The 24,956-nt window shown below is 35.5% G+C and carries 23 protein-coding genes, 2 pseudogenes and 1 other annotated feature; of the genes and pseudogenes, 7 read left to right on the top strand and 18 right to left on the bottom strand.

The features are described 5' to 3' along the window. Window positions 1–51: 51 nt before the first annotated feature. Window positions 52–1,691, bottom strand: a pseudogene (gene metG, locus NQ185_RS14565) (methionine--tRNA ligase). Window positions 1,692–1,745: 54 nt separating this feature from the next. Beyond that, window positions 1,746–2,009, bottom strand: a binding site (T-box leader). Window positions 2,010–2,143: 134 nt separating this feature from the next. Between metG and NQ185_RS14560 the strand changes: the two are divergent. Beyond that, the gene (locus NQ185_RS14560; RefSeq protein ID WP_257582677.1) at window positions 2,144–2,317 is read left to right on the top strand and encodes a hypothetical protein; all 174 of its coding nucleotides are present in this window, start codon (window positions 2,144–2,146) and stop codon (window positions 2,315–2,317) included. Window positions 2,318–2,420: 103 nt separating this feature from the next. On the opposite strand, the gene NQ185_RS14555 is transcribed toward NQ185_RS14560, so the two are convergent. From NQ185_RS14555 to NQ185_RS14545, 3 genes are read right to left on the bottom strand one after another with little or no spacing between them, the layout of a single operon-like run. After that, window positions 2,421–4,043: an ABC1 kinase family protein gene (locus NQ185_RS14555; RefSeq protein WP_257582676.1), complete on the bottom strand. Its 1,623-nt coding sequence runs from the start codon at window positions 4,041–4,043 to the stop codon at window positions 2,421–2,423. 24 nt (window positions 4,044–4,067) lie between these two features. Next, window positions 4,068–4,520, bottom strand: coding sequence for a GNAT family N-acetyltransferase (locus NQ185_RS14550; protein WP_257582675.1), 453 nt, complete (start codon window positions 4,518–4,520; stop codon window positions 4,068–4,070). A gap of 13 nt (window positions 4,521–4,533) precedes the next feature. Next, on the bottom strand, window positions 4,534–5,337 hold the full coding sequence (locus tag NQ185_RS14545; RefSeq protein WP_257582674.1) for an HAD family hydrolase: 804 nt from the start codon (window positions 5,335–5,337) through the stop codon (window positions 4,534–4,536). 235 nt (window positions 5,338–5,572) lie between these two features. On the opposite strand from NQ185_RS14545, the gene NQ185_RS14540 reads away from it, so the two are divergent. The 4 genes from NQ185_RS14540 (at window position 5,573) to NQ185_RS14525 (ending at window position 9,486) form a co-directional block, all read left to right on the top strand. After that, the gene (locus NQ185_RS14540) at window positions 5,573–6,217 is read left to right on the top strand and encodes a hypothetical protein (protein WP_257582673.1); all 645 of its coding nucleotides are present in this window, start codon (window positions 5,573–5,575) and stop codon (window positions 6,215–6,217) included. 105 nt (window positions 6,218–6,322) lie between these two features. Next, on the top strand, window positions 6,323–6,952 hold the full coding sequence (locus NQ185_RS14535; RefSeq protein ID WP_257582672.1) for a metal-dependent hydrolase: 630 nt from the start codon (window positions 6,323–6,325) through the stop codon (window positions 6,950–6,952). Window positions 6,953–7,245: 293 nt separating this feature from the next. Beyond that, window positions 7,246–8,604, top strand: a complete 1,359-nt coding sequence (locus NQ185_RS14530) for an Nramp family divalent metal transporter (RefSeq protein WP_257582671.1) — start codon at window positions 7,246–7,248, stop codon at window positions 8,602–8,604. A 3-nt stretch (window positions 8,605–8,607) separates the two neighbouring features. Then, window positions 8,608–9,486: a GNAT family N-acetyltransferase gene (locus tag NQ185_RS14525; protein ID WP_257582670.1), complete on the top strand. Its 879-nt coding sequence runs from the start codon at window positions 8,608–8,610 to the stop codon at window positions 9,484–9,486. A 4-nt stretch (window positions 9,487–9,490) separates the two neighbouring features. Here the strand turns inward: NQ185_RS14525 and NQ185_RS14520 are convergent, their stop codons facing one another. From NQ185_RS14520 to rlmN, 3 genes and pseudogenes are all read right to left on the bottom strand, one after another. Beyond that, a complete protein-coding gene (locus NQ185_RS14520; protein ID WP_257582669.1) occupies window positions 9,491–9,826 on the bottom strand; it encodes a L,D-transpeptidase in 336 nt (111 codons plus the stop codon). Window positions 9,827–9,845: 19 nt separating this feature from the next. Then, window positions 9,846–10,538 (bottom strand): HAD family hydrolase, encoded by a 693-nt coding sequence (locus tag NQ185_RS14515; protein WP_257582668.1) that lies wholly within the window; start codon window positions 10,536–10,538, stop codon window positions 9,846–9,848. A gap of 51 nt (window positions 10,539–10,589) precedes the next feature. Next, window positions 10,590–11,653: pseudogene (rlmN, locus tag NQ185_RS14510) on the bottom strand (dual-specificity RNA methyltransferase RlmN). A 136-nt stretch (window positions 11,654–11,789) separates the two neighbouring features. On the opposite strand from rlmN, the gene yxiS reads away from it, so the two are divergent. Continuing rightward, the gene (gene yxiS / locus NQ185_RS14505) at window positions 11,790–12,092 is read left to right on the top strand and encodes a protein YxiS (protein ID WP_257582666.1); all 303 of its coding nucleotides are present in this window, start codon (window positions 11,790–11,792) and stop codon (window positions 12,090–12,092) included. 8 nt (window positions 12,093–12,100) lie between these two features. Here yxiS and NQ185_RS14500 read toward each other — a convergent pair whose 3' ends face one another. The 3 genes from NQ185_RS14500 to NQ185_RS14490 are packed head-to-tail and all read right to left on the bottom strand — an operon-like array spanning window position 12,101 to window position 14,242. After that, on the bottom strand, window positions 12,101–12,748 hold the full coding sequence (locus NQ185_RS14500) for an HD domain-containing protein (protein ID WP_257582665.1): 648 nt from the start codon (window positions 12,746–12,748) through the stop codon (window positions 12,101–12,103). Between the two features lie 16 nt (window positions 12,749–12,764). Beyond that, entirely contained in the window at window positions 12,765–13,436 is a 672-nt protein-coding gene (locus NQ185_RS14495) for an N-acetylmuramoyl-L-alanine amidase (protein ID WP_257582664.1), read from the bottom strand. Between the two features lie 11 nt (window positions 13,437–13,447). Beyond that, on the bottom strand, window positions 13,448–14,242 hold the full coding sequence (locus NQ185_RS14490) for an RDD family protein (protein ID WP_257582663.1): 795 nt from the start codon (window positions 14,240–14,242) through the stop codon (window positions 13,448–13,450). Between the two features lie 115 nt (window positions 14,243–14,357). Here NQ185_RS14490 and NQ185_RS14485 point away from each other — a divergent pair, with 115 nt between their 5' ends. Beyond that, window positions 14,358–15,326: a stage II sporulation protein M gene (locus tag NQ185_RS14485; protein ID WP_257582662.1), complete on the top strand. Its 969-nt coding sequence runs from the start codon at window positions 14,358–14,360 to the stop codon at window positions 15,324–15,326. A 217-nt stretch (window positions 15,327–15,543) separates the two neighbouring features. Here NQ185_RS14485 and NQ185_RS14480 read toward each other — a convergent pair whose 3' ends face one another. The 8 genes from NQ185_RS14480 to NQ185_RS14445 all read right to left on the bottom strand — a co-directional run bounded on the left by NQ185_RS14480 (window position 15,544) and on the right by NQ185_RS14445 (window position 24,842). Beyond that, the gene (locus NQ185_RS14480; RefSeq protein ID WP_257582661.1) at window positions 15,544–16,899 is read right to left on the bottom strand and encodes a DUF58 domain-containing protein; all 1,356 of its coding nucleotides are present in this window, start codon (window positions 16,897–16,899) and stop codon (window positions 15,544–15,546) included. Continuing rightward, window positions 16,850–17,779, bottom strand: coding sequence for an AAA family ATPase (locus NQ185_RS14475; protein ID WP_257582660.1), 930 nt, complete (start codon window positions 17,777–17,779; stop codon window positions 16,850–16,852). Before NQ185_RS14475 ends, NQ185_RS14480 begins: the two co-directional genes overlap by 50 nt. Further along, entirely contained in the window at window positions 17,776–18,903 is a 1,128-nt protein-coding gene (locus NQ185_RS14470) for a DUF4350 domain-containing protein (RefSeq protein ID WP_257582658.1), read from the bottom strand. Before NQ185_RS14470 ends, NQ185_RS14475 begins: the two co-directional genes overlap by 4 nt. Then, window positions 18,890–19,543 carry a DUF4129 domain-containing protein gene (locus tag NQ185_RS14465; RefSeq protein ID WP_257582657.1) on the bottom strand — a complete coding sequence of 218 codons (654 nt, stop codon included), beginning with the start codon at window positions 19,541–19,543 and terminating at the stop codon, window positions 18,890–18,892. Before NQ185_RS14465 ends, NQ185_RS14470 begins: the two co-directional genes overlap by 14 nt. Before the next feature lie 24 nt (window positions 19,544–19,567). Then, window positions 19,568–20,476 (bottom strand): DUF7847 domain-containing protein, encoded by a 909-nt coding sequence (locus NQ185_RS14460; protein ID WP_257582656.1) that lies wholly within the window; start codon window positions 20,474–20,476, stop codon window positions 19,568–19,570. Between the two features lie 143 nt (window positions 20,477–20,619). Next, entirely contained in the window at window positions 20,620–21,696 is a 1,077-nt protein-coding gene (msrB, locus tag NQ185_RS14455) for a peptide-methionine (R)-S-oxide reductase MsrB (protein WP_257582655.1), read from the bottom strand. A gap of 20 nt (window positions 21,697–21,716) precedes the next feature. Continuing rightward, window positions 21,717–22,997, bottom strand: coding sequence for a hypothetical protein (locus NQ185_RS14450; protein ID WP_257582654.1), 1,281 nt, complete (start codon window positions 22,995–22,997; stop codon window positions 21,717–21,719). Window positions 22,998–23,060: 63 nt separating this feature from the next. After that, a complete protein-coding gene (locus NQ185_RS14445) occupies window positions 23,061–24,842 on the bottom strand; it encodes a hypothetical protein (protein ID WP_257582653.1) in 1,782 nt (593 codons plus the stop codon). Between the last annotated feature and the right edge of the window lie 114 nt (window positions 24,843–24,956).

Raw genomic sequence — 24,956 nt, 5'->3', positions numbered from 1 at the left:
TACCCTTTTATAGGATGTTTAAATATGTTAATTTTTCACTTCCGGCATTCACTATGAATTTTTCGATTGTTTATTTAATTTTTCAATTTCAAACTCGATATTTTCGACGTCGATCCTTTTAAATAATGGATTGACGTTGTTCAACGAAATTGCGGTGTTCTCTATTACATTCCACTTAAAACCGGGTATTGCTAAAATGTCTTTTACCTTTTCACTTGAAAATGGTAAAAATGGATGGGATATCTGAGCCAAATTTATGATGATAAATACACAAGTCGATAATGTGTTTTCACATTCTTTTGGAGTTTCGTTAATTTGAATCCATGGCTTTTCATCATCAAAATATTTATTTGCCCGCCTAACAAATTCAAAAATCAATTCCAGTGCCTGTTTAAAATGAGTTTTTTCAATATGTCTTCCCACTTTTGTATAAAGCTGTTCTATCCCAACTTTTATTTGTTCATCAATGTTTCCTCTTGTGATTCTCCCGGCGTATGACTTCTCTAAAAATTTTAAAGTACGATTGACGAAATTTCCATATGCTCCTAATAATTCACTGTTATGACTGTATACAAACTCTCTCCAAGAAAAATCGGAATCTCTGTTTTCTGGTGCATTAATCGTTAAAAAATACCGAATCGAGTCTGGTTCATACTTTTTCAACATATCTGGAACCCAAACTGCCCAATTTTTACTAGTTGAAAGCTTTTTCTTTTCCACAGTTAAATATTCATTCGAAACGATATGGGTAGGTAAACTATAGAATCCCGCTCCCATTAAGATAGAAGGCCAAATAATTGATGAAAAGGGATATTGTCTTTACCATGTATATAATAAGACCGTGTTTCTTTATCCCAAAAATCAGATTCACTTAGATTACGATCCTTCGCCCATTTTTTGCTAGCTGAAAAATAGCCTGCAACTGCCTCTATCCACACATAGATTTTCTTCTCCTCATAGCCATTAACAGGTACAGGGACTCCTATTGGTAAATCTCTAGAAACTGGCCGATCGTGCAACCCTTCCTTTAAATATCTTTCCGTTAATTGAATGGCATTTCCTCTCCACAATTTATGCCTTTTAGCGAAATCAACATATGTTTCTAATTCAGCTTGCAATGAACTTAATTTGAAATAAAAATGTTTTGTTTTCTTTGCGGCAGGGGAGTCTCCACATATTTTGCAACTTTTCTCCAACAGTTCTAATGGATCCAATATTTGTGAGCAGTGATCACACTGGTCCCCTCTTGCATCCTTGCTGCAGTTTGGACAAATACCTTCTACAAATCGGTCAGGCAAAAATTGATCACAAGTATGACAATATGCTTGCTCAACCTCTTTTTTATAAAGGTATCCATTGTTTAATAATTTCAAGAATATATTTTGCACAACTTTATGATGAAGTACGGTATCTGTACGTGTATAACAATCATACGTAAACCCTAGCCTCTTAAAACAATTACTGAACTCTTCATGGTATTTATCTGCAATTTCTTCAGGAGAAACCCCTTCCTGCTTTGCTTTGATTGAAATTGGCGTTCCATTACAATCACTGCCGGACACATATAGTACCTTCTCCCCTTTAGCTCTATAATATCTTGCTAAAATATCCCCTGATAATAAGCTGGCGATATGACCTAAATGAAGAGATCCATTCGCATATGGCCAAGCTCCACCAATCAAAATATTCATGATCTTCCCTCCTTTTTTAATGAAACAAAAAAACCCCGCCCAAAGACAAAATAGTCAAAGGACAAGGGTTTACCTCGTGTTACCACCTTTATTCACTAATCACTCACATGATTAGCCTCCATAAGTACGGAACGGAAAAGTTCTTATACTTTGACATTTATAACGAGTGCCAAATCTCGTCATAGCCTTACTCTTATTAAAAGTTCAGCTATGCTACTCAGAGACCATCTTCAATCAACTTTTCTTTGCTTCTTCTCAGCTACCGAAGCTCTCTGTATAAGAATACTGTTGATTTACTCTTCTCATCATCGTTTTATAAAAATATTTTCCTTATTATTACATTCTGCAAGATTAAAAGCAAGAGAATATGTGAAAAAAAACATCAGCTACTATACATTTGCACAATCATTTTTTATACTATTTCTAAGACATAATATCGGGAGGCTGAAACAATGACAGAAGGTTCTAAAAAAATTTCATTGCAGGAAGCGATGCAAAAGAAGCTTGCTGAAAAAAAGGCGGCGCAAAATTCAAAAGCTAGTGTAAAAGGCAGTACAGAAACTAAAATACTAAAAAGTCAGCAGACGAAAAAAACGAGCAACACAAGAAGGAAAATGGGAGTTTAATTCTCATTACTAGGTTTATGGATAGAAGATCCATAAACCTTTTTTCATAATCAAATTAATAAAAATAAAGGATGAGGAGAGTGAACAATGCTGTTCCCCCACCTCATCCTCTTCTATGATCTTGCATATATTTCATCCATTTTTTCTCCCGTGAGCTATAAATAAGAAATCCTAAACCACTAATGACGAATACACCGATTGCTATTTTCCAAATCAAAGGTTGTGATATATAGAAACCAATAGGGATACCGATCATGCCTATGAGCATCATTTGAAATAACCGTTTTTTATTGTTTTCATAAATCGCAAATTGAAAATGCCTTCTTTGTTCAACTTCTTTTATACGTTCAATTTGTTGAGGTAAAGCTAGAAACTCTTTTATAGAATACACAATTCTAAATAATGGCTGCGACTGAATCCAATGCCAGACGAAAGACCATTTATTATTCCCTTTCTTTTCTAGCCATTCCATAAAGACTGGTTTAATTAAATCGAAAAGATCTTCTTCCGGTACCAATTCACGAATCATGCCTTCGATTGTGACGAATGCTCTTCCTAAAAATACAAATCGTGTTGGAACTTGAATAGGGAGCGCTCGAATGATGTCATTCATTTCCATTTTAAATGCGATTAAATCAATATCTTTCAGCTGGAAAGATTGAAAAGACATAAGTTCAAAAAGAAGTTTCTCCATCGTTCTTGTATCAGCTTCTGGCAGAACGAATCCCAACTGAACAAAACAATCAACGGCTTTTGCATAATTTTTTGAAAGAAAGCTTTCAATTAAGGTTTGAAAATGAGTAGCATCTTTTTTGGATATTTCCCCCACCATGCCAAAATCTAGTAAGATAATGCTGCCTCCTTTCGATACGAGAACATTTCCTGGATGTGGGTCCGCATGAAAAATTCCCGACTCTAGCCACTGCGGAAGGAAAACAGAAATGAGTTTCTGTGCTAATTCATTTCGGTTAATTGGTAATCGATTTAGATTCTCGGATTCTGTTATCCTGCCACCTTCTATCCATTCCATTACAAGAACTTTTTGAGTACTTAATTCCGTATAAACAGCAGGGATTTTAATACGTTCATCATCATTAAACCGTTCCTTAAATGTAAGAAGGGATTTTTGTTCTTTTAAAAAATCCAGTTCTCTTTCAATCACTTCTTTTAGTTCATTAAATAAAACTTTTAAGTTAATAAAACCTTTCGGAATCGGTATAAAATGATCGGTAAACCAAATAATGAATCCTAATGTTCTGAAATCAGTTTTAATGATTGAGTCAATACGTGGGCGCTGCACTTTAATTGCAATGGTCGAACCATCCTTTAGCTCGCCTTTATACACTTCACCAATGGACGCTGATGCAATGGCTTTTTTTTCAATAGAAATTAAATGTTGGTTTAAATTGCATCCCCATTCTTTTTCTATGATTTTCTCAATTTCGTCAAATTTGGAAGGTGGAACATTGTCCGTAAGGTCTTGTAATTGTTTAATAAACGCATTCGGAAGTATATCGCCGCGAATACTAAGCATCTGTCCGATTTTGATAAGGAGCCCTTCTAATTCAAATAATGTCTTCCTAAACCGCTCTCCTATTTTCTCCCAAAGCCTTTCCCAGTCAGCGTCAGACTTTCTCCGAATTTTATAAGAATAAATTTGGAAAAAGCTTATAAAGAACATTGATAATACTTTGTAAATACGATAATATTTATTCGTCGTTTTCATAAGCATCTCGCCCACTTAATAGATTCATAAATCTTTGGATAAACGTATCATATCCATGGCTTGTATTTCATTTTCAACTATAGCTTTATGGTAATGGCGAATGAAGAAATCCTTATCGATGCCTGTTATTCTAAACCCACATTTTTGATAAAGAGCCAGTTGATTTATACTAGAGTTCGAAGTTCCAACTTCTATTGTTTTATATCCCTTTTTTTTCGCTCTATTCATCGCATCTATTACCAATTGTTTTCCTATTCCCTTACCTTGGTCGTTTTCAGCCACAGCAATATTGACTAATTCTATCGTACAAGGTCGTGTTGGCAATAAAATATAAACCCCTATTTTTTCATGATTAACCTCAGCTACAAAGCATTCCCCTCTTTTTAAATAATCCCTTATTAGTTCCTGTGAGGGATCAGCCAAAAGTAATAAATCCGATGGAGCTTCTTCCCTACTATGTAATTTTCTAATTTTCATAGCCGCTCTACCATTATCGAATTCCAACGTTACTAGCTAGCTTATCCAAAATCGCAAATAGCTCATCTAAATGTTGAATTTCATATGTTGGTACTACATCTGTCCGTTCTTTATTATGACGATTAATCCATACTGATTTAATTCCAGTACGATTGGCACCGAGAATATCTGTATTTAGGTTATCTCCAACCATTAGTACTTCATCTTTATTTAAATCCATTAGTGATAAAGCATGTTCAAAAATAGATGGATCGGGCTTCCCTTTTCCAAATCCTCCAGAAATTACGATATGTTCAAAATATGGAGAAAGCTCAGGTGTAATCGTTAATTTTATATTTTGTAAATCGGGTGATCCGTTCGTTAAAAGTAATAGTCGATAATGACTCTTTAATTTGTTTAGTACTTCAAATGTTTCTTCATACAGGAAAGGAAGATTCCTTCGCTCTAATGGAAATCGCTCCGCAAGTTCTAATCCAAATTCAGGATCATCGATGCCTACTATTTTTAAACCTTCTGTCCAAGCATCTTTTCGATAAGTCGGAACAATTTCTTTCATTTTTATAAAATCAGGTTGATCATCAAGGAAGTTTCCCCAAAGGCCCTCAAATGGATTGATTCCAATCATTTGTGTAAATGGATACGTTTCATACGTCGAGTATAAATAACTAGCAGCTTTGCGAACAGCTTCTTCCAACATCTCTATATCTATTCCGTATCGTTCCTCAGCAATTTTACATGTAGCTGCAAATGCCTCTTTTACACTTTTCTGATCCCATAGTAAAGTATCATCTAAATCAAAAAATATCGCTTTAATCATTTTCGTCCTCGCCTCTTAACTAAATATATTATCAATATGGATAGTGTACCATCTTTCTGGATTAATAGAACAGAAAATCCGTTTTAATATGTTTTAAATAGGTAATATATATACTGATAGTAAATTACTATTTTTGTAACAAGTTTGTAATAATAGAAATATTTTTGATAAAAAATGAAACTTTCTCTGTTTTCATGCGTCTATTAAGTATAGGAACAAACGAGGAGTGTTAAAGATGAAAACAAAATTTTATGCCATTATTATCATGTCTTTCGTGTTATTCATTGCCGGAGCGATTGGGCATGAAGGGCTGCACAGCAATGCCACACAACAAGAAGTATCAGATATTTTGAAACACCCTCAAAAATCCAATAGTGAATTATCTAAACGTGTAATACTTAAAGATCCTGTAATGGAAAAAAGTAAAACAGTAGAAGCTGAATCAGTATCCACAGTTATTGCCGAGAAAACAGAACCCGAAGAAGTTACGGTTGTTGACGAAGAAGAGGCACTGCCTGATGAGGTTACAATTGACGATACTGTATTTGTAAATATTATGAATGAAGAAAAATTCTCAAGTATGAGTGAATTGGCTCGTAAATATAATGCAGGTTTATATGCGATACCCGAAAGTGACGTTTTTGCTATTGTAAAAGATGGAGACCCAATCTTTTTCATGAGTACCGGTGCAAAATCCGCTTTAAGAGAATACAAAGATCTCCTTTCAGAATCACTTGCTTTCAGTGGATTTGATAACCTTAAAGAAGTTCTAAATAACTTAAATACTGTTTTAAAAACAGGTAAAGAAGTAAATATGACTGATGGTTATGAAGGATATTCGATTTTCCAAGAAGAAGGCTGGGTATATATTTCTTGGTAATGTATAGGGATTAGTACCATTTATGGTGTTAATCCTATTTTTATTTTAATACTCCTAAAATCATGTTACGATACTATTTTAGTACAACATGAGAGGATGCTTTTGATGGATGGTAAAACTCATTTTATCGTAGGAGGAATTGCAGGAATCGGGGTGGCAAGTTATGTAGGAGCGGAACTGCCGACTGCTATTTCTTTTACTTTATTAGGGGCTTGTGTTGGCTTAGTCCCCGATCTCGATGTAAAGGGAACACTTTCTAATAAAATTTCGCTAAATAAAAATTGGATCATCACCCTTTTAGGACTATTAGGGTTATTAATCATTGTAAATAGTTTCATAGTCTATAAGGATGTTGATCGCTGGCTTGGTTTTGGGTTAGGACTAGCCTTAATGATCATTCCACCCTTTTTGATTAAACAAAAGTATATGTTATTACTGACAGGTGCAACCTCTTTAATCTTAGGGATTTATCAACAAAACACGTGGTTGATGCTGCTGGGTATCTATATTTGTATCGCAGCTCTTCTCCCCCACCGTTCCCTAACCCATTCATTTATTGGATTGTTTTATTTTTCTTTAATTGGATACTTTTTAGAAAAGGATTTTCAAATAAATGGCATTTTACTCGTTTGCACCGTGAGCTATGCTAGTCATTTACTATTGGATATGAAAATCTTCCGTAAAAATCGCCGAGGTGTGAAGCTGTTCCAGCCTTTTTCTAAATTGGAGATATAAAAAAAGACCGATGAATAACCTTTTTGGTTAATACCGGTTTTTTTTTCCCTCATATAGAATTATTTCTTCTTTTAAACATTTTTTTTCCACCTATAGTTACCTCAGTTCGATTATAGAATATCATACAATGTAAATCGCTAACATCATCATATATTTCCACAAAAAACTCGATTGTTTTTCTTGCAAATTAAATGGATATGGATTTATTATAAAAACAAAAGGATTTTTTTACAATAAAATTTGCACAAGGTAAACTTATTTAGTTAACAGCTAAAATTTAAGGGGTGGGAAAGTTGAGGAATAAAGATACTGTCTTAGATCATAAGCAAGGTTGGTTAAAAAGTAGTTCCAACATTAGCTTAGAAGAGGTAAATAATTCTGTTCGAATCCCTGATAATGCTGGGTTTTGGAGAAAATTATTCGCATTTTCCGGCCCAGGATCTCTTGTGGCTGTCGGGTATGTAGACCCCGGAAATTGGGCAACTTCTATTGCAGGCGGAGCCCGATTCGGCTATATATTACTTTCAATCATATTAATTTCTAGTCTTATGGCTATTTTATTACAAACATTGTCTGCAAAACTTGGGATTGTAACTGGAAGGGATCTTGCCCAAGCAACAAGGGATGCTACAGGCGTGAAAACAGCATTTTTCCTATGGATCATGGCGGAACTTGCGATTATTGCAACCGATCTTGCCGAAGTTATTGGCTCTGCTATTGCATTGAATTTGCTTTTTAGAATTCCTTTACTGATCGGAATTTTAATAACGACAGTTGATGTATTATTGCTTTTATTATTACAGAAAAAAGGATTCCGTATTATTGAATCAATCGTCATCGTGCTGATGGTTACGATATTTGGCGTTTTTGTTTTTGAAGTTATTGCTTCAAAACCGGAAATTGGCGCTCTATTAAATGGATATATTCCAAAAATGGAAATTGTAACAAATCCTCAAATGCTCTTTATCTCATTAGGGATTCTAGGTGCTACAGTAATGCCGCATAATCTTTATTTGCATTCCTCCATTGTGCAAACGCGTCAATATAAAAGGACGGAAAAAGGCAAAAAAGAAGCGGTGAAATTTTCCGTTATTGATTCTACTTTTTCTTTAACGATGGCTTTTTTGATCAATTCTGCGATACTAATATTAGGAGCGGCTGCCTTTCATGGAAACGGAATACAAGTATCCGAAATCGAAGAAGCATATAAATTACTAAGCCCTACTGTAGGAGTTGGAATTGCAAGTACATTATTTGCTGTCGCACTACTTGCATCAGGGCAAAATTCAACGATTACCGGAACATTATCTGGTCAAATTGTGATGGAAGGGTTTTTACATTTAAGAATCTCTCCATGGCTTAGAAGGGTTATTACTCGTATGCTTGCTGTCGTACCAGCCTTTGTAGTTACATGGATTGCAGGATCAAGAGGAACGGCAGATCTTCTGCTTTGGAGTCAAGTTATTCTTAGTTTACAACTTCCTTTTGCTGTTGTACCGCTCATTTTATTCACGAATAGTAAAAAGAAAATGGGTGTATTTGCCAATAAAAGAGGCACAAAAGTATTGGCATGGATATGCACAGCTGTCATCATTGTTTTAAATATATTTTTAATAGGTTATATTCTCATAACCGGACAGGATTTAGGTTGAGATATGGAACAACTACAATTTATAACAGATTATCAAAAAAATGATGTCTTAAGAAAAAGTTTCAATGAGTTGGCAAATCACATTTTTGGAATTGATTTTGAAGAATGGTATCAAAAAGGATACTGGGATGGTCATTACATTCCTTTTTCTTACGTGGATGGAAATCATGTTATTGCTAATGTATCGGTCAATTTATTAAACCTACTCATTGACGGAGAAAGAAAAATAGCCGTCCAGATCGGGACTGTCATGACCCATTCTGATTACCGGAATAAAGGACTTTCAGGTGCTTTAATGCGTAAAGTAATGGCAGAGTATGAAGGAAAGTGTGACTTTATTTATTTGTTCGCTAATCAGTCTGTATTAGACTTTTATCCAAAGTTTGGATTTAAAGCAGTTGAGGAGGATGAGTTTTCAATAGACTTTAAAGCTGAGGAAGCCTCTCCTGCAAACATACGTAAACTAGATATAAAGAATCCAAAGGATTTGAATTTCATCCATCAGTTCGTATCTGAAAGAGCACCACTTTCCCAAAAGTTTTGTACGGAAAATGCAATAGGGGTTTTGATGTTTTATTGCCTGAGCGTTTTCCCTAACGATATCTACTTTATTGAAAAAGAAAATGTGATCGTGCTCTTTAAGAAAGAACATGATCACATCCATATTTTTGACATCGTCAGTAAAAATGAAATTGACATTCAACAAATTTTATGTGAAATTTCAGATGATGCAACCAGAAAAATAATATTTCATTACACACCAGACTATCCAAATATTCAAATTGGGCGAAAAAAGTATAGTGGCTCTGAAGTTTTATTTGTTAAATCGAATAATGATAGTTTTCCGAGGCACATAAAACATCCGATTACTTCTCAAGCTTAGTCGTTTATCGATGAATAACAACTTTTGTCCCGATTGGAACGCGTGAGGATAAATCTAATACATCACGGTTATGCATTCTAATACAGCCATGGGAAACATTTTTTCCAATCGATGAAGGATTATTTGTCCCATGAATTCCATAGTGAGGTCTTGATAACCCCATCCACAACACTCCAAACGGACCACCTGGATGGGGTTGTTTATTAATAATGGTATACGTTCCTGAAGGTGTTGGAGTTAACATTTTCCCTACTGCAATCGGGTACACTTTAATGATTCTGTTTCCATCATGGAGTGCTAGTTGATGCTTTGATGTCGAAATACTGATCCATTTAGCCATAAGATCACCTCATGATATGTTATGAGGTTTTATAACTATTTGATTTTATAAACTTTAGGATATCAGATGGTTTTTTTAGCTTTGGAAATTCTGATATTTTTTTACTGATAAATGATGGTTGAAACCATGTTGCATGATAAGCCATTAAACCTGCCTCTCTTGCCCCATATAATTCATTCGATCCGCCATCACCAATGAATAAGGAATGTACAGGTAAAACATTCAAGTTAGTACACGCGATATCATATATTTGTTTATTCGGTTTGGCGCATCTTACCTCATATGAGAAAATAACTGTATCAAATAAATTGGCTAATGATGAATTCTCCCACTCTAATACCTCTTCAGGTGCACAATTGCTAATTAGTCCGACTTTGATGCCCTTTGCTTTTATTTGCAAAATCGTCTCAATAATTTTTTCATCAATTGATTGAAATGGGATTGCTTTTGCTTTCTTTCTTTGTTCGATGGCATTATTAATTTCATCCATCTTAATAGGAGTATCCAATGCATTTAATATATCGACTAAACAACTTTTTGCATCTGAAAAAGATCCATCCATCCTTCGTTCCTTTCTTTTGCTCCATTCTCTTTTAAAAATTACTTGCTCCATTCCTAACATACTTGCGGGACTAAAATCAGCTTTCTTTTTTCCGTTCTCCCACTCTGTTATCAACGTTTCATATAGATCGAAAAACACAGCCTCAATCATTTTTCTATCTCCTCTCAATAAAAAAAAACGCATCTATACAATAGATACGTTTTACACTGCTTTTGTTTTCTTTATTTGTTTACTTCTAAGCTGTCCACATGCAGCATCGATATCCGTACCTTGTTCATGGCGAATACCACATTGAATGCCTTTTTTCTTTAATATATCATAAAAAGCAAGAATATCTTTCTTTTCACTGCGCTCATATTGTATATGTTCATTAACTGGATTATATGGAATCAAATTAACATATGTGAGATGACGCTTGTCATGAAGCAGCTTTGCAAGTTCCAATGCTTCCTTCTCATGATCATTAACGTCCCTCAATAAAATATATTCGATTGTCACCCTACGGTTATTTTTTTCTAAATAATAATCAAGGGCGGCCATTAGTTTTTCAATTGGGAATGCTTTATTGATTTTCATGATTTTTGTTCTTAATTCATCATTTGGAGCGTGCAAGGATAAAGCTAGATTGACTTGTAAATCCTCATCAGCAAATTCACGAATTTTTTGAGCGAGTCCACTTGTTGAGACGGTAATATGTCTAGCACCAATTGAAAGTCCTTTCGGATCATTCACTACACGCAGGAAATTCATCAAATTAGTATAGTTATCAAATGGTTCTCCGATACCCATAACAACAATATGGCTAACCCTCTCATCTCTTCCTCTCGCATCAAGGAAATGTTGCACTTTCATAATTTGGCCGACAATTTCACCACTGTTTAAATCACGGCTTTTTCTCAAAATACCACTGGCACAAAAACTACATCCGATATTGCAGCCTACTTGAGTTGTCACACAAACCGATAATCCGTATGAAAAACTCATCAACACGGTTTCAATCAAATTTCCATCTGGCAATTCAAATAGAAACTTAATCGTTCCATCAGCTGACTCTTGTTTTACGGATTCCTGTAAAAGTTCAATTTCGAAATGTTCTTCTAATAATTCTAAGCAGTCTTTATTTAAATTTTTCATTTCTGAAAAAGATGTTATTCTTTTCTTATAAAGCCAATCCCAAATTTGCTGGGCACGATATTTTTTTGTCCTTGTTCCAATAACCATTCGGTTAATTGTTCCATTGTCAATCCATATATTGATTGTTTCATTATGATTCCTCATTTCTAAAACATTGAGTTTCAATAAAAACGTTGCCTAATCTATAATATAGGAAAATCACTATTGTCACAACTACCAAATATTGAAATGACGGTTTATTATCTTCATTCAAAGGAGTGAATAGTCTTGAATTATCAAGATATAGAAAAACGTGTAAAAGAAAATTATCAAAATGACGAGGAAATGATGATTTTAATATTTGCTCAATGGTGTATAAACCATGACCTTGATCCAGAAAAAGTATATGGACAAGCATATCCTGATCAGGCAGCTAATTCGGCTTTAAGGAAAGCGATTCATTCAACAGTAGCTAAAGAAAATGGCAGTGACATCAGCAACGATACTTTATTAAATATTTTATCTTTATTTGGAAATGATAATTTAGCTTTTGTTATTACTGAAATAATAAGTAAAGAAAAGAGATCTTGATTTTTTTATCAAAGATCTCCACCCCATTCTTTTAAAAATGTCTCTAAATATTCTTCCATATATTGATGTCTGCTTTCAGCCATATCTTTAGCCATTTTAGTATTCATAGTATCCTTAAGTTTAAAAAGCTTTTCATGAAAATGATTAATGGCTGTTGTTTCTCTTTTTCGGTATTGTGTTGGATCCAATTTCTCTTCCGGTTTTATTTTAGGATGATATATTAATTGATTTTTTGTCCCTGAATACGCAAACGTTCTGGCAATGCCAATTGCTCCAATTGCATCAAGACGGTCGGCATCCTGGACAATCATTCCCTCTAGCGTTTTCATTGGCGGCCGTCCTCCACCTTTAAAGGACATAGTCGTAATGATTTCCATAATAGCGGAAATATAATCCTCTCCAACTTTTATAGATAGTAGAAATTCCCTTACTTTATTAATTCCTTCTTCTTCGGATGCATTCAATTTTTCATCAGCCACATCGTGGAGGAACGCAGCCATTTCGCAAATAAACATATTAGCATTTTCTTTTAATGCCAGTGCTTTTGCCACTTTAGTAACCCGATATATATGCCACCAGTCGTGACCGCTTGAATCATCATGCAATTGTTCATAAACAAATTTTTCTGTTTGAGAAATAATTAATTCTTTTTCCATATTATCACCTTTTTTGCTAAAACCCGATTTTCGACCACTCAAACAATGAACCAGGATCTGTTTTTCTGCCAGAGGCATATTCATCATGCCCGATAATGTAGTTCCGATTTCTCTCGATGGATGAATTCCGATCAATAATGTCATCCAATAATAAGATTAATGCTTTATATTGATCATCAGTGTATCCAATGAATAAAGGATTAATAGAATCATATATATCTCCACTTATCATTGATTCCATTTCTTCCCTCGTACCAATTGCTAACATTTCTATGCCAATAGAAAATTGATTCATTTTATTTCTGTACTTTGTAAAATAAGGTAAAACACCTGATCCCGCATGGTACGCTACCCTATCTTCAGGCACAAGCTGGTAGATCTCGCCAGCCCTGCCAATTAAATAATGAGCTGAAACGCCATATTCAGTAAATATTGAATTCACTTTTTCGACATTATAAGGGTCTTCAATATTTTCTCCTACATTGCTTATAAAGTGTAAAACCACATGAGTTGGTATTTCTGTTCGAATCTCTGAATTTTCTATGGGAAGAAAATAATCAATGATGTTGACTTCCTGTTTTGCTGGCTCCTCTTCTTTCTTTTCGGGCTCAGTAATTACTTCAGTATTAGTACAACCTACTAACAAAATTCCAATCAATAACAATAAAGATATACGAATTTTTACCATATAGCTGCCCCTTATAGTTCAAATTCCCATTCTTCCTTTAACATTAAATAGACGATGAGCAGCTTATTTTCTAAATCCACATCTTCTAGTTCAATGCCAAGCTTTGGAAATAAAATTGCAGCAACTTGTTTCGTTAAATCATCTTTTTCATTTTTCGGCAATTGCAAAAAACGATTGACATATGTTTGGATTAATTTCCAATCTTTCATATTAATAGATTTTAATGACCATTCTTCAATGATTAAATCGTTTTTTGATAATCCCCTAGCTTGAATTTCCTTTTCAATAGGAGAAAGCTTGTTTTTTCTATTCGTTTTTCTTTCGTGTACTACAATCGAGCCAGCAACTATGTCACCGACACGCTTATGTTTTGAGTGGAAGAAAATCATAATGATTCCTAGAAAATAACCAGATGGTAATGAATCAATGATTCGTAAAAGGTTACGAATAAAACTCGATAATAATGTGATGCTATGCCCATTTTCTTGGATTACTCTAATCCCCATCGCACGTTTTCCGGGAGTTCTACCCCCAGAAAAGTATTCAAATGCAAAAAAATAGCCCCAGTTTATAAAAAATATTCCGATGATGATAAAAGCTATAAGATATGAATGCAGATCAAGGAAAAACAAAATGTCTGGCTGCCCATAAGCAATAATAAGAAAGATGACAACAATTGCTATATTAAAAGCCATTAAAATAAGCTGATCGATTATAAAAGCAGCCGTCCTGCTTCCAAGTCCTGCAACTTGAAATTGAAGAGATACATACTCGGGTGTTTTTATATCTAAACGGTCTTCGTTCAAAAGAAAAACCTCGTTTCTTTGTTATTTCTCTAGAAGCTGTTTCTATTTTATAATTAAATTACTATAATAAGAAGAATAGATTAGGAATTAAATTATAGATAGTGCAGGTGCTATGATGAATCTAAAGCAATTTATAAAGCAACATCGTGAAGACTGGAAACTGCTTGAACAACTTATAAATGTTTTACAAAAACGGAAAAATACGTATACAGCGGCGGATATCGAACATTTTAACAGGCTTTATCAAAAAGCTGCCCAAAATCTATCGTATAGTCAAACGTATTTTCCAAAAGAAGAAGTAACAGAATACTTAAATGGTCTCGTTTCAAAATCTCATAATCTTTTATATAAAGATCAAATCTCAAGTTTTAAGCAAATCAGACATTTTTTTAGTACGACATTTATTGGGTTATTATTAGGACAATGGAAAGCTGTTGCCATTGCGATGTTGCTCTTTTCCCTTGGTGCAATCGGTAGTTTTTTCTCTGTTATAAACGATCCCTTGAACTTGTATTCAATCCTTCCTGCTGAAATTGCGCAAAATGTTGATCCAAATCAGTTGGGGAGCGGTGATGGAGCTGTTGATTCTCCTTTAATGTCCGCTAGTATTATGACGAATAATATTCAAGTTGCTATCTTGGCTTTTGCAGGTGGCGTAACATTTGGATTATTAACTGTGTATGTAATGATTTATAATGGCATTATAATAGGTGCCCTTGCTGCACTATTTTGGCAATACGGAAAAACGTATGACTTCTGGGCATATATCGTACCTCATGGAATGATTGAGCTCACTGCTATTTTCATTGCTGGCGGTGCGGGCTTATTAATGGGTTATAAGCTTTTAGTACCTGGTCAGTTTTCAAGGTCCTTTCATTTAAAACACCAAGCAAAACGATCCGTACAATTATTGCTTGGAACCATCCCCCTATTTATTATCGCTGGAATCATTGAGGGTTTCATTACCCCAGCAGCAATCTCTTTAGAGTGGAAGTACATAGTAGCAATTCTAACAGTATTAGGCTTAATCCTTTATGTACTGATTGGAAAAATACTGTTAAAACGTTCAGTTTCTAATTCATAAGATATAAATACACTATTTGGCGAATCTACCAGCTTTTATGTTGATAGATTCGCTTTTTTTTCTTTTTTTCTGCTGTTTTGCAGAATGTATTTGCTATTCGTAGCTTCTATTAGACGATTGACCGGTCCTATTAGACGTTTCGGTAGTTCTATTAGATGGTTGAACGACTCTATTAGACGTTTCACCAGTTCTATTAGATGATTGGCCAGTCTTACTGCTACAGCAAATTCCGGTTCATGACATCGATATAATGAGAAACTGCGGCAGTGGCTAGGTTTTCTTCTTTGGCTTCTATCATGACAAGCCCTTGCCTTTCCCATTTTATTTTTTCTTTCTTCTTAAAGAGTATTTGCTGTTGTGCGATGCTTTTGATCATAGTCTGTTGCACACTATTTGACGTCTCATTAGCTCGATTTTGAAGAGTCGTGTCCTCGATTCCAATCATTAAAAATAGGTGCCTTTGTCTAAGCCGCTTTAAATACAAAAGGGCATGTTCTTCATACAAAAATGTTCTTACGTCGCTAAATAGAAGGAGCAAGCTTCTTTTCTTTTGCATCGTTTCTAAAAAAGAAAAAACCGCAGCGTAATTGGATTCTGCTGAATCAACTGATACGTTATAAATGGAATGAAGGATTGTTTGTAAATGGGCCATTCCTTTTGCAGCAGGCACAAACACTTTTACATCCTTCGCAAAAGCTAAAACTGAAACATAATCACCATTTTGCAGTGCTGCTGCTGCGACTAAATGAGCGGCCTCCAATGCTTTTTCAAGGCGATTTCCTTTTGTGAGCTCAGCTCCCATCATTCTTCCACAATCTATTAAAATCGTAATATATTTTCCGTGCTCAGGTTCATATTCATTCGTCATCACTTGGCGTAGTTTTGCTGTCTGCCGCCAATTTATTTTACGAGGGTCATCTCCTACAACATAGTTGCGTATTTGGGCAAAATCGCCAATTCCCGTATGATGCCTGCGAATTTTATTACCTTCGAACAGCAAATATTTTTGAGCATTTTCTAAAAATTGTTTTGTCTCAGATAGGTCAGGAATCACCTTAACAGTTTCTCTTAAATCAACTGTCAATTGTTTTTCCCATAAACGCAACGAACTTGAATAACGGAAATACAGCTTTGTTACTTCATAGTCTCCGCGTACTGGAGCAGCAGTTTCATACTCAACTAACGTGACTCCATGAGTGATACTCCCTTTCAGAGGAAAAACTCTCTGAAAACTTTGCGGTATCCCATCTATCATCGAATACAACAACGAATACTTCGAACGATTCGTCACTTCTAGCTCTACCTTATAAGATAAATTTCTTTCCAATTCATCCGGAATATGACGACTAAAATGAAGTTCCTTTTTCCTAGGAGAAAAAAATAAATCAATCAAGCTCAATAAAAAAACAATAATATTTACAATAATGAAGGGCCACCATGAAAACTTGCCGAAGCTTAAGGCAATAAGTACGAGGGAAAGTATGCCGAAAATAGCGAGCAAGCGCCCGGAAGGTAATATCCCTCTACCTTGGAACAGGAACCGAGCCCACAAGTTCTTCAATGATTTGGTCAACAGACGCTCCCTCCAATTCTATATGTGGAGATAGTTGAATACGATGACGTAAAGACGGTTTTGACACCATTTTTACATCGTCTGGTGTAACATAATCTCTTCCCGATAAATAGGCCCATGACTTGGCCGCTCTACCGATTGATATAGCTGCCCTTGTACTTGCTCCAAAACGAATCGATTCTGCCTCCCGCGTTTTTCTTACTATTCTCATAATATAATCCATCACATTGTCCCCGACTGTCACTCTGGAAATTTCTTCCTTCAGCGCAATAAACTCTTCCATATTCATAATAGCTGACAAAGGGCCAGAACCATTTTTATTTTCTATTACTTGATGCAATACATTTTTTTCTTCCTCAAAGCTAGGGAAATCAATATAGAGCTTAAAAAGAAAACGATCCTGCTGCGCTTCAGGCAGCGGGTAAGTTCCTTCAAATTCGATTGGATTTTGAGTAGCGACAACGAAGAATACCTCGGACAACTGATATGTTTCCCCTTGAATCGTCACTTGCTTTTCTTCCATCGCTTCCAATAGTGCAGCCTGTGTTTTTGCAGGAGTACGATTAATTTCATCTGCTAAAAGAATGTTTGTGAACACCGGCCCCTTAATCGTTTCAAATGTACTATCTTTCATATTGTAAATCGTGCTTCCCGTAATATCACTAGGTAACAGGTCGGGTGTAAATTGAATTCGATTAAATCTTCCGCCTAGAAGTCCTGCAAGTGTTTTAACCATTTGTGTTTTTCCTGTGCCTGGAACACCTTCTAAAAGGACGTGCCCATCAGCTAATATTGCTGACAATAATAGTTTAAGATTTAAGCTTTGCCCTAATATTCTTTCTTCATACTTTTCTATTAAGTTCTGTAATTCTTCTTTCATCGCTTGACAACCTCTTCTCTTAATCGATCTAATCTTTTCGACCATACTAAATATTCGTGCTTGCTTAATCGATTTTTTAGTAAAACTTGCCCAATATTTTTCAAAATCTGCATATTCGTAATGTCGATGCGTTTTCGTTGCAACAAATCTTCTATGTCGGTCCACTCCATGGTAGTAGGAATTCCATAGCGTTCCTGAAATAGTTGTTTTACGTAATCAGCCTGTATTACTAAAGACTCTCTGTATCTACTACCTCTCAAATACCAAGCAGCCAAAGCCTTAATCCCCTCGTCACTAAAACGGACCGTTTCTTCCCTTTGCACTAAAATCGGGCCGAATCTCTTCCCTTTTGCCCAAAGCCACAAAATGGAAAACACTATGATTTGCAGCATCAAAATTAAAAACCATTTTGGATAGACTGTCCATATGGTGGAGGCATTTTCCCCCATATGAATGTATTCATCAAAAAGGATTGAATCAATCTTTTCCTCATTTAAAAGTGAGAGAGTGAGAGGAATATTGTCACTTGATAATATTTGGCCATTTGTGAACCATTCTGGTGTAATGGCAACAATTAAATGCCCATCTCCAAATGATCGTTTTAAGGCAATCGCGCCTTCTTTATCGTGTAATAAGACTTTATCTTGTTTTTGTGTTTGAACTCTTACGGAAGAATGTATTTGTCCTTTGTAATTCGTTTCGTTTTGATCCTTAATTTTTAATTCTATTTCCGCAAGATCTTCTTCCAACCTTTCCGATTTAAGATTGAAAAAGCCTTCAGGATTTTCACTGACAAATAAAATCGTATTTCCAGACTTCATAAAGTCCTTATATTCTTTTATTTCTTCAGTTGTCGGCATAAAAAATGGTTCTATTATAATAAGAAGCTGTTTTTCTGCACTATGATTTAAAAGATTAGGAGCATGTTTCCATCTTTTTACTGTGTCATAATGATTATGTAAATACGTATATACTGCCTTAACTCCTGTTGGTGATGGAGAATCCGATACATACTTCGGATAACTTTTCGGCTTTTGTGAGAACATAAGAAAGCTTGCCAGCACAAAAATAACTAATAGGACGACTAGCCAAATCCATGTTTTTAATCTTTTACTTTGTTGCATTGGTTGGCGCCTCCTGTGAATCGCCAAGCCATTCCATCACTTGCGATTTATAATGTACATACTCTTCCTTTTCAACAATCCTCTCTCCATAAGTAGCCTCGTCAAAAATAAGAGCCAAATTAAAAAAGCGTTCAGCCCACTCTTTGTTCACCTTGCGAAGTTCATCGTAGTATTCCCAATTCGTTTTCCATATTCTTGCTATGAGCCATTCTTTTTCATGGAAATATAAAAGCAAGGCAAGGAAGAGATGACGTGTCGATGTTGTATAATCTCCTAATGATTCGAATCTTACTGCTTCTTCTAGATGGGTTTGAAAAGTCCAGTCCATTTCTTTCATAGATTGGAAAGGCTTATAATCCTTATATTTCCGTTTCCGCATTTGTCCCCGAACGAGAAACAACACTAATACTCCAACCATAGCAACAACTGCGACGATAATGGCAATAAGAATCGGGCCAGCTGCTGTATGACTGGCCGATTCTAAAGAAGGGAACAATTTTTCCAGTTGATCGGCAATCCACTCTTTTGCACGTTCCCACCATATCGTGAATATACTTTTTGATTCGTTCGCATACATTTGATATTCTGTTCCATTCAAAATGTCGCGAATCTCTTCTTTTGCCTTATTCAAGTTTTCCATTCATATCACCTAACAATAATCGATTCACGATTGCACCACATTATAGTCTTCAATCATTTCCTTTAAATCATCTGCATCATGTCGTGTTTTTGCATCAAGGTACATGACGGCATATCCAACTGAAAAAATCACCATCGTAAATAAACTAACAACACTTGAAATGATCGATAGCAAGATGCTATTGCCTAAGAACAGCCCGAAAGAGACTTCGACAGCATAGCTAATCGTTGAAACAATCAATGAAAATACGATATATAAGCCGAATAAGGCCCATGTTCTTTTCTTCGACAGTTTCCAGCTCCTTGTAAAACCGATTGCTTCACCATCCAAGACAACTGCACCAAAATAAAAACCCCAACGCGTTAACAATAGTCCTATTCCGATAGCAAACCCAATAAATAATAGAATCGCCATCAAAATTCCTGCAAAAGGATTTGCAAGAGCTCCAATAACCCCGACAAGCACAACGATAATGATTGGTATGATTATTAGACCGATGAGAAGAAGTACAAATAGGATACTGCTGCCAAGGATTGGGCCATATCGTGAAAAAGCCTCTCTTATTATCGAGCCTACCGTGTACTCTTCGTTTTTCTTTATATGATTAATCGCAATGAGGATTGCTGCACTAGCGACTGGAAATAAAAAGATACTAAAAAATGAAACAGCTATGATACCTAGGTCTGCTCCTAAATTAGCAGATCCAGTTTCTTCAAAGCTTGAGAGTATTTGTTCATACCATACATCACCAGATCCTAGCTCCCTGAAAAAACTTACTCCAGAAAAAAGTTGGATAAATATTTGCAATAAGTAAATTGGCCCCATAAAAATAAGATTAATTAGTAAAAAGTCACTAAATTTATTTTTACTTAATCTAAATGTTAAATCTAAAATCTCTCCAAATCCTTTCGGTCGGTTAAACTTTGTATCCAATTCTCATTTCCCCCTGTTTGTAAAATAAATCAATCATAACGCCTATTTTATCATTATTTTGAAATAATTTGCTTAAAACAAAGGAAATATTTATTAATTTCTAAAAAGAAAAAAGACAATATCCCATTTTGATATTGCCTTCATCATTCAACTTCGCTAATGAAATCCCCATAGCCTTCTTTTTTCATTTCTGCCAATGGAATAAACCGCAGTGAGGCACTATTGACACAGTATCTAAGTCCGCCTTCTTCTTCGGGACCATCATCAAAAACATGGCCAAGATGAATATCACCAATCCGACTGCGAATTTCGGTACGATCCATCATAAATCTGTTATCATCGTTGTATATTACTACTTTACGCGAAATTGGTTTAGTAAAACTTGGCCAACCACAATCGGAGTCATATTTGTCCCGGCTGGAAAAAAGGGGTTCTCCTGTAACGATATCAACATAAATTCCAGGTTCATAAGTATTCCAATATTCATTAGCGAACGCTCGTTCTGTGTCATCTAATAATGCTACTTGATATTGTTCGGGTGTTAATTTCTCCTTGATTTCTTCATCACTTGGCCTTATATAACTTTGAACATCCACATCTACATCTTCATCCAAAATACTTAAATCAATATGGCAATACCCATCAGGATTTTTGTCCAAGTAATCTTGATGATAATCTTCGGCTAGGAAAAAGTTTTCCAATGGCAGCGCCTCAGTGACAATCTTTTCATCGTATTTTTCCTGTTCTTTCTCTATTGAAGCTATAATAATGGCTTCGTCATTTTTGTCCTCAAAATAAATCCCAGATCTATACTGGATTCCCCGATCATTCCCTTGCTGGTTTATACTTGTGGGGTCAACCACTTTAAAAAAATAAGTAAGAAGCTCAGATAAGGTAACTTTTTCAGGGTCGTATTCAACATGAACCGTTTCTGCGAATTTCCGATCACCTTTTATAACATCTTCGTATTTGGGATCTTTTCCGTTGCCATTCGCATATCCGGAAGATGCATTCTTCACACCATATATTCTCGCAAAATATGCTTCCACTCCCCAAAAACATCCACCAGCAAAATAGATTGATTTAAGGTCACTAGATGAAAAATCTACATTTTCATTCGGATTTATTGGTAATGCAGCTCGAGGTCCCTCTTCTAAATGTGAACAAGCAGTTAAAAAGATGAATAGAAATATAGGTATACAATATTTGAACTGCTTCATTCAAACTCCTCCCTACATACTTACTTTTTAATATTTTTATTCCATTTTCCAACCGCATGAAATAAATGTTCATCGGCCCAGCCGTAGCAATAATATAACACATTATTTGCTTCACTTTTTTCAGCTGCTTCGAGGGCTTCAATTAAAGGCTCTTCATCAATATTCCACATTTGGATGCCGCTGAATATATGTGTATTTGGTACTGAAAGTTCACGTACTTTATCATTTTCGTTTTTGACAAAAGAGATGGGATATCCCTCTTCTTTAAAAGATTCATAAGAGATATTGTAACGTAAGTCAAAAAAGGTAAGGAAAGCTTGGAAAGCTTCTTCTTGTTTAACAGGTGTCCCCGCAAAATATTCGATAAATCCTTGAACATCTGCTCCTCCACCTAGTTTATGGTATGGAAAATGTTTTAATGTGTTTGAAGCTTTTGTTAATCGGCTATAATCTTGACCTAATAGCCACGCGTACGAAGGCGGCCATAAGTCAAGCCATAATTGAATGTCCGGGTTATCCCTCTGTACGTCATGCAGAAGTTTTTCAACAAAAGTCGAGACACTATCTTGTCTATATTGAATCCATTGTTTTATATGTTTAGAATGCTGCAAAATATGAACGGCAGATTGGAAATCCTCGTTTCGTAGGTTAGCAGCAACTTCATTCATTGTATTTTTAAGTTCTGAAATGTCTATGCCAAGTGATTCCATTCCTTTTTTACAATGAGGACAGAAACAACTGAATATTCCTTTGGGATTGACTTGTTTCCCAGCCCAATCAGGAAAACGAATTCTATCAATTAAATAAGTCGTATAGCCGTATTTTTCTGTTAACGCGGTAATTAATTTTGACCACATCGGAACAATATCAGGACCGTTAGGACATAACCAATGATCGACAACACTTCCTTGGAAATCCACAACACCATTATTTTCAACATTTCCTTGAAAGTTCCCATTAAGTAAATTTAGCCAAGGAATAATTTTGAATTCAGTACTAGTTGAACCTTCTTTTAGCAGTTGTATCGAGTCTTCACCATTTTGAACAGAGGCATCCACCTTTTGATGTAAGTCTTCATATATCGCTTTTACATCGAGCGGTACATGCCAAGTTCCTTCTCCTTGTACGAATTCATGAACGGGATTGTGCGGCAATATCCCTTTCGGATAAGGATTCCGCTCAAATATCGTATTTACTTGCGGAAAAATATAATGAATATCTTCCATTATATTTAACAAAGAGAAGATTTGATCCGTCCCCTCGTCAATAATATCGTGAGGATGAAGATGAATTCCATTCATAGAAAATAACCTCCTTTAGAGAATAAACACCGCAGCAAAACTCATGCGGTGCTATAATCACGTTTAATTACCAGTTTCTAAAGCTAATATCTCTTTTTCAACCGATCTTAATGTATCAATATTAGTTACTCGTCCTTTTTGCTCGTTCGTAAGTGCCGTATAAGCTGAGAGAACTTGATCGACTTTCTCTTTATCTTTTAATTTAAGATCGCTAGATAAATTTTCAATCCGTGTTTCAATCGCTTTCGGTTCATACAGCTTAAGAATAGAAACATACTCTTCGTTTAATTGCTCCCGTTGTTCTTTAGATAAAGAATTTACTATTTCACGAAGCCTTGCGACGTACAAGGCATCCGTCAAAGTTTGAGTATTGTTAGTAAAACGGGTGCCTACCTTACTAAAAGGAGTATCTTGCAAATAACGAAGGGCGGAATTAACGGAACCTGCCACTTCAGAATCATCTTTAAATAAATTTGGGAATGTCATCGGATCCTTAATTGTAAAGTCAACCCATGTAATTCCTAAATTTTGCCTCGTTACTTCAGCTAAACTCTCGCCAAGCTTTTGGATTATGGGTGTGTCTTCAGCATAGTACCAAGTGGCATCTGGGCTATAGCCGATTTGATAAAGGACATCATTTGGATAAAAATGATCTGCCCAATTCTTAAACTCTGGGAGAAATCCGGATTGTACTTCGCCATCCATACTTCCTAAGCCTTGACTATCATTGCAGAATAGTAGATCACTGCGATATGTTGGAGGTAACCAGCAATAGTTATAATGTTTTAAGAACATACGGTACTGTGGATTAATTGATTTCAGATGGTCGTCCCATTCTTTAGCCAATTCATCCGTTACTGGAATTCCGGCATCTTCAGTAATCCCGTAGTACCACTCAACATCCACACCGAAACCAATTACACTTTTATGGTGGCCGTATTTAGCAAAAATTAGATCCATCAATGTTTTCATATCTGCAAAACCAGATTCAACTTGCAGAAAAACCTTAATTCCATGCTCATCAAAATAACTCAAATAGTCTTCATGAGAAAGATGGCCAGCCTTTGTCGGTTCACCAAAGCTAATATTTTGGGACGCATAATCAATCCCGTCAATTGGCGCTTCAAACTCAAGCTGTGTACCACCTATCCCTACCTTAGTATCTAATTTTCCGATAATCCAAACATAAGTTGGCTCCGCACCTGGAAAGTATCCATCCATGTTATCGGTAATATGCTGCCAATCTTCTATCCCCAACCATTCGCCTCTTACACCGTAAATGGATGAACGCGTTCCTGCGTATACAATTTTACTCGGAGATTTTTGAGACATGCCAAGATTAATTTCTGCATTCTTTAACTCAAGGTAATTACCCACATGAGCTTTTTGATCACTTGATAATTCATTATAAGCAACCCTAGCCCTGCTTACATCTGATTGCTCTAGCTGCATACGATCAATTATCTTTTGAACTTCCCTTGCTTTTATGAAGTTTTCTTGTTTAATAGATTGAAGGTTTTTAAGCTCGGACTGTATTTCCTCAAGACGATTAATATTCGTAACAAACGATTTTTGAACATCATTCATACTTCGATATTGCTCCAGTATTACATATGTAAGTCCGCCGATGCTTGACGTCACTTCTTCAATACTATCAATCCATAAATTTAATATTTGAGCTTCTGCTTTTTCTAAAAGTTCTACATTTGCTATCGATGATTTTTGATCATCACTTAACCTTAAATATGCTTGCCTAGCAAATGTGACAGCCTCACGGTCAGCAAGCGATGTTACATCAAGCTCGGAAATCATTTCTTCGAGTTCTCTTTCTTTTATTAACGACATATTTTCCATTCCCCCTTTCAATAAAAACGCTTTCAAAATTATAAAAAAAGAAAAGTCAGGCAACTTAGTTATATCCTACTACTTGAGGAAAGTAAAGAAAAGAAAAAGCAATTT

The organism is Lederbergia panacisoli, assembly GCF_024626525.1.
GTDB classification, from domain to species: Bacteria; Bacillota; Bacilli; order Bacillales; family Bacillaceae_C; genus Lederbergia; species Lederbergia panacisoli.
Note: the sequence above shows the minus strand (reverse complement) of the source record. Positions and strands in the feature narration are given on the sequence as shown.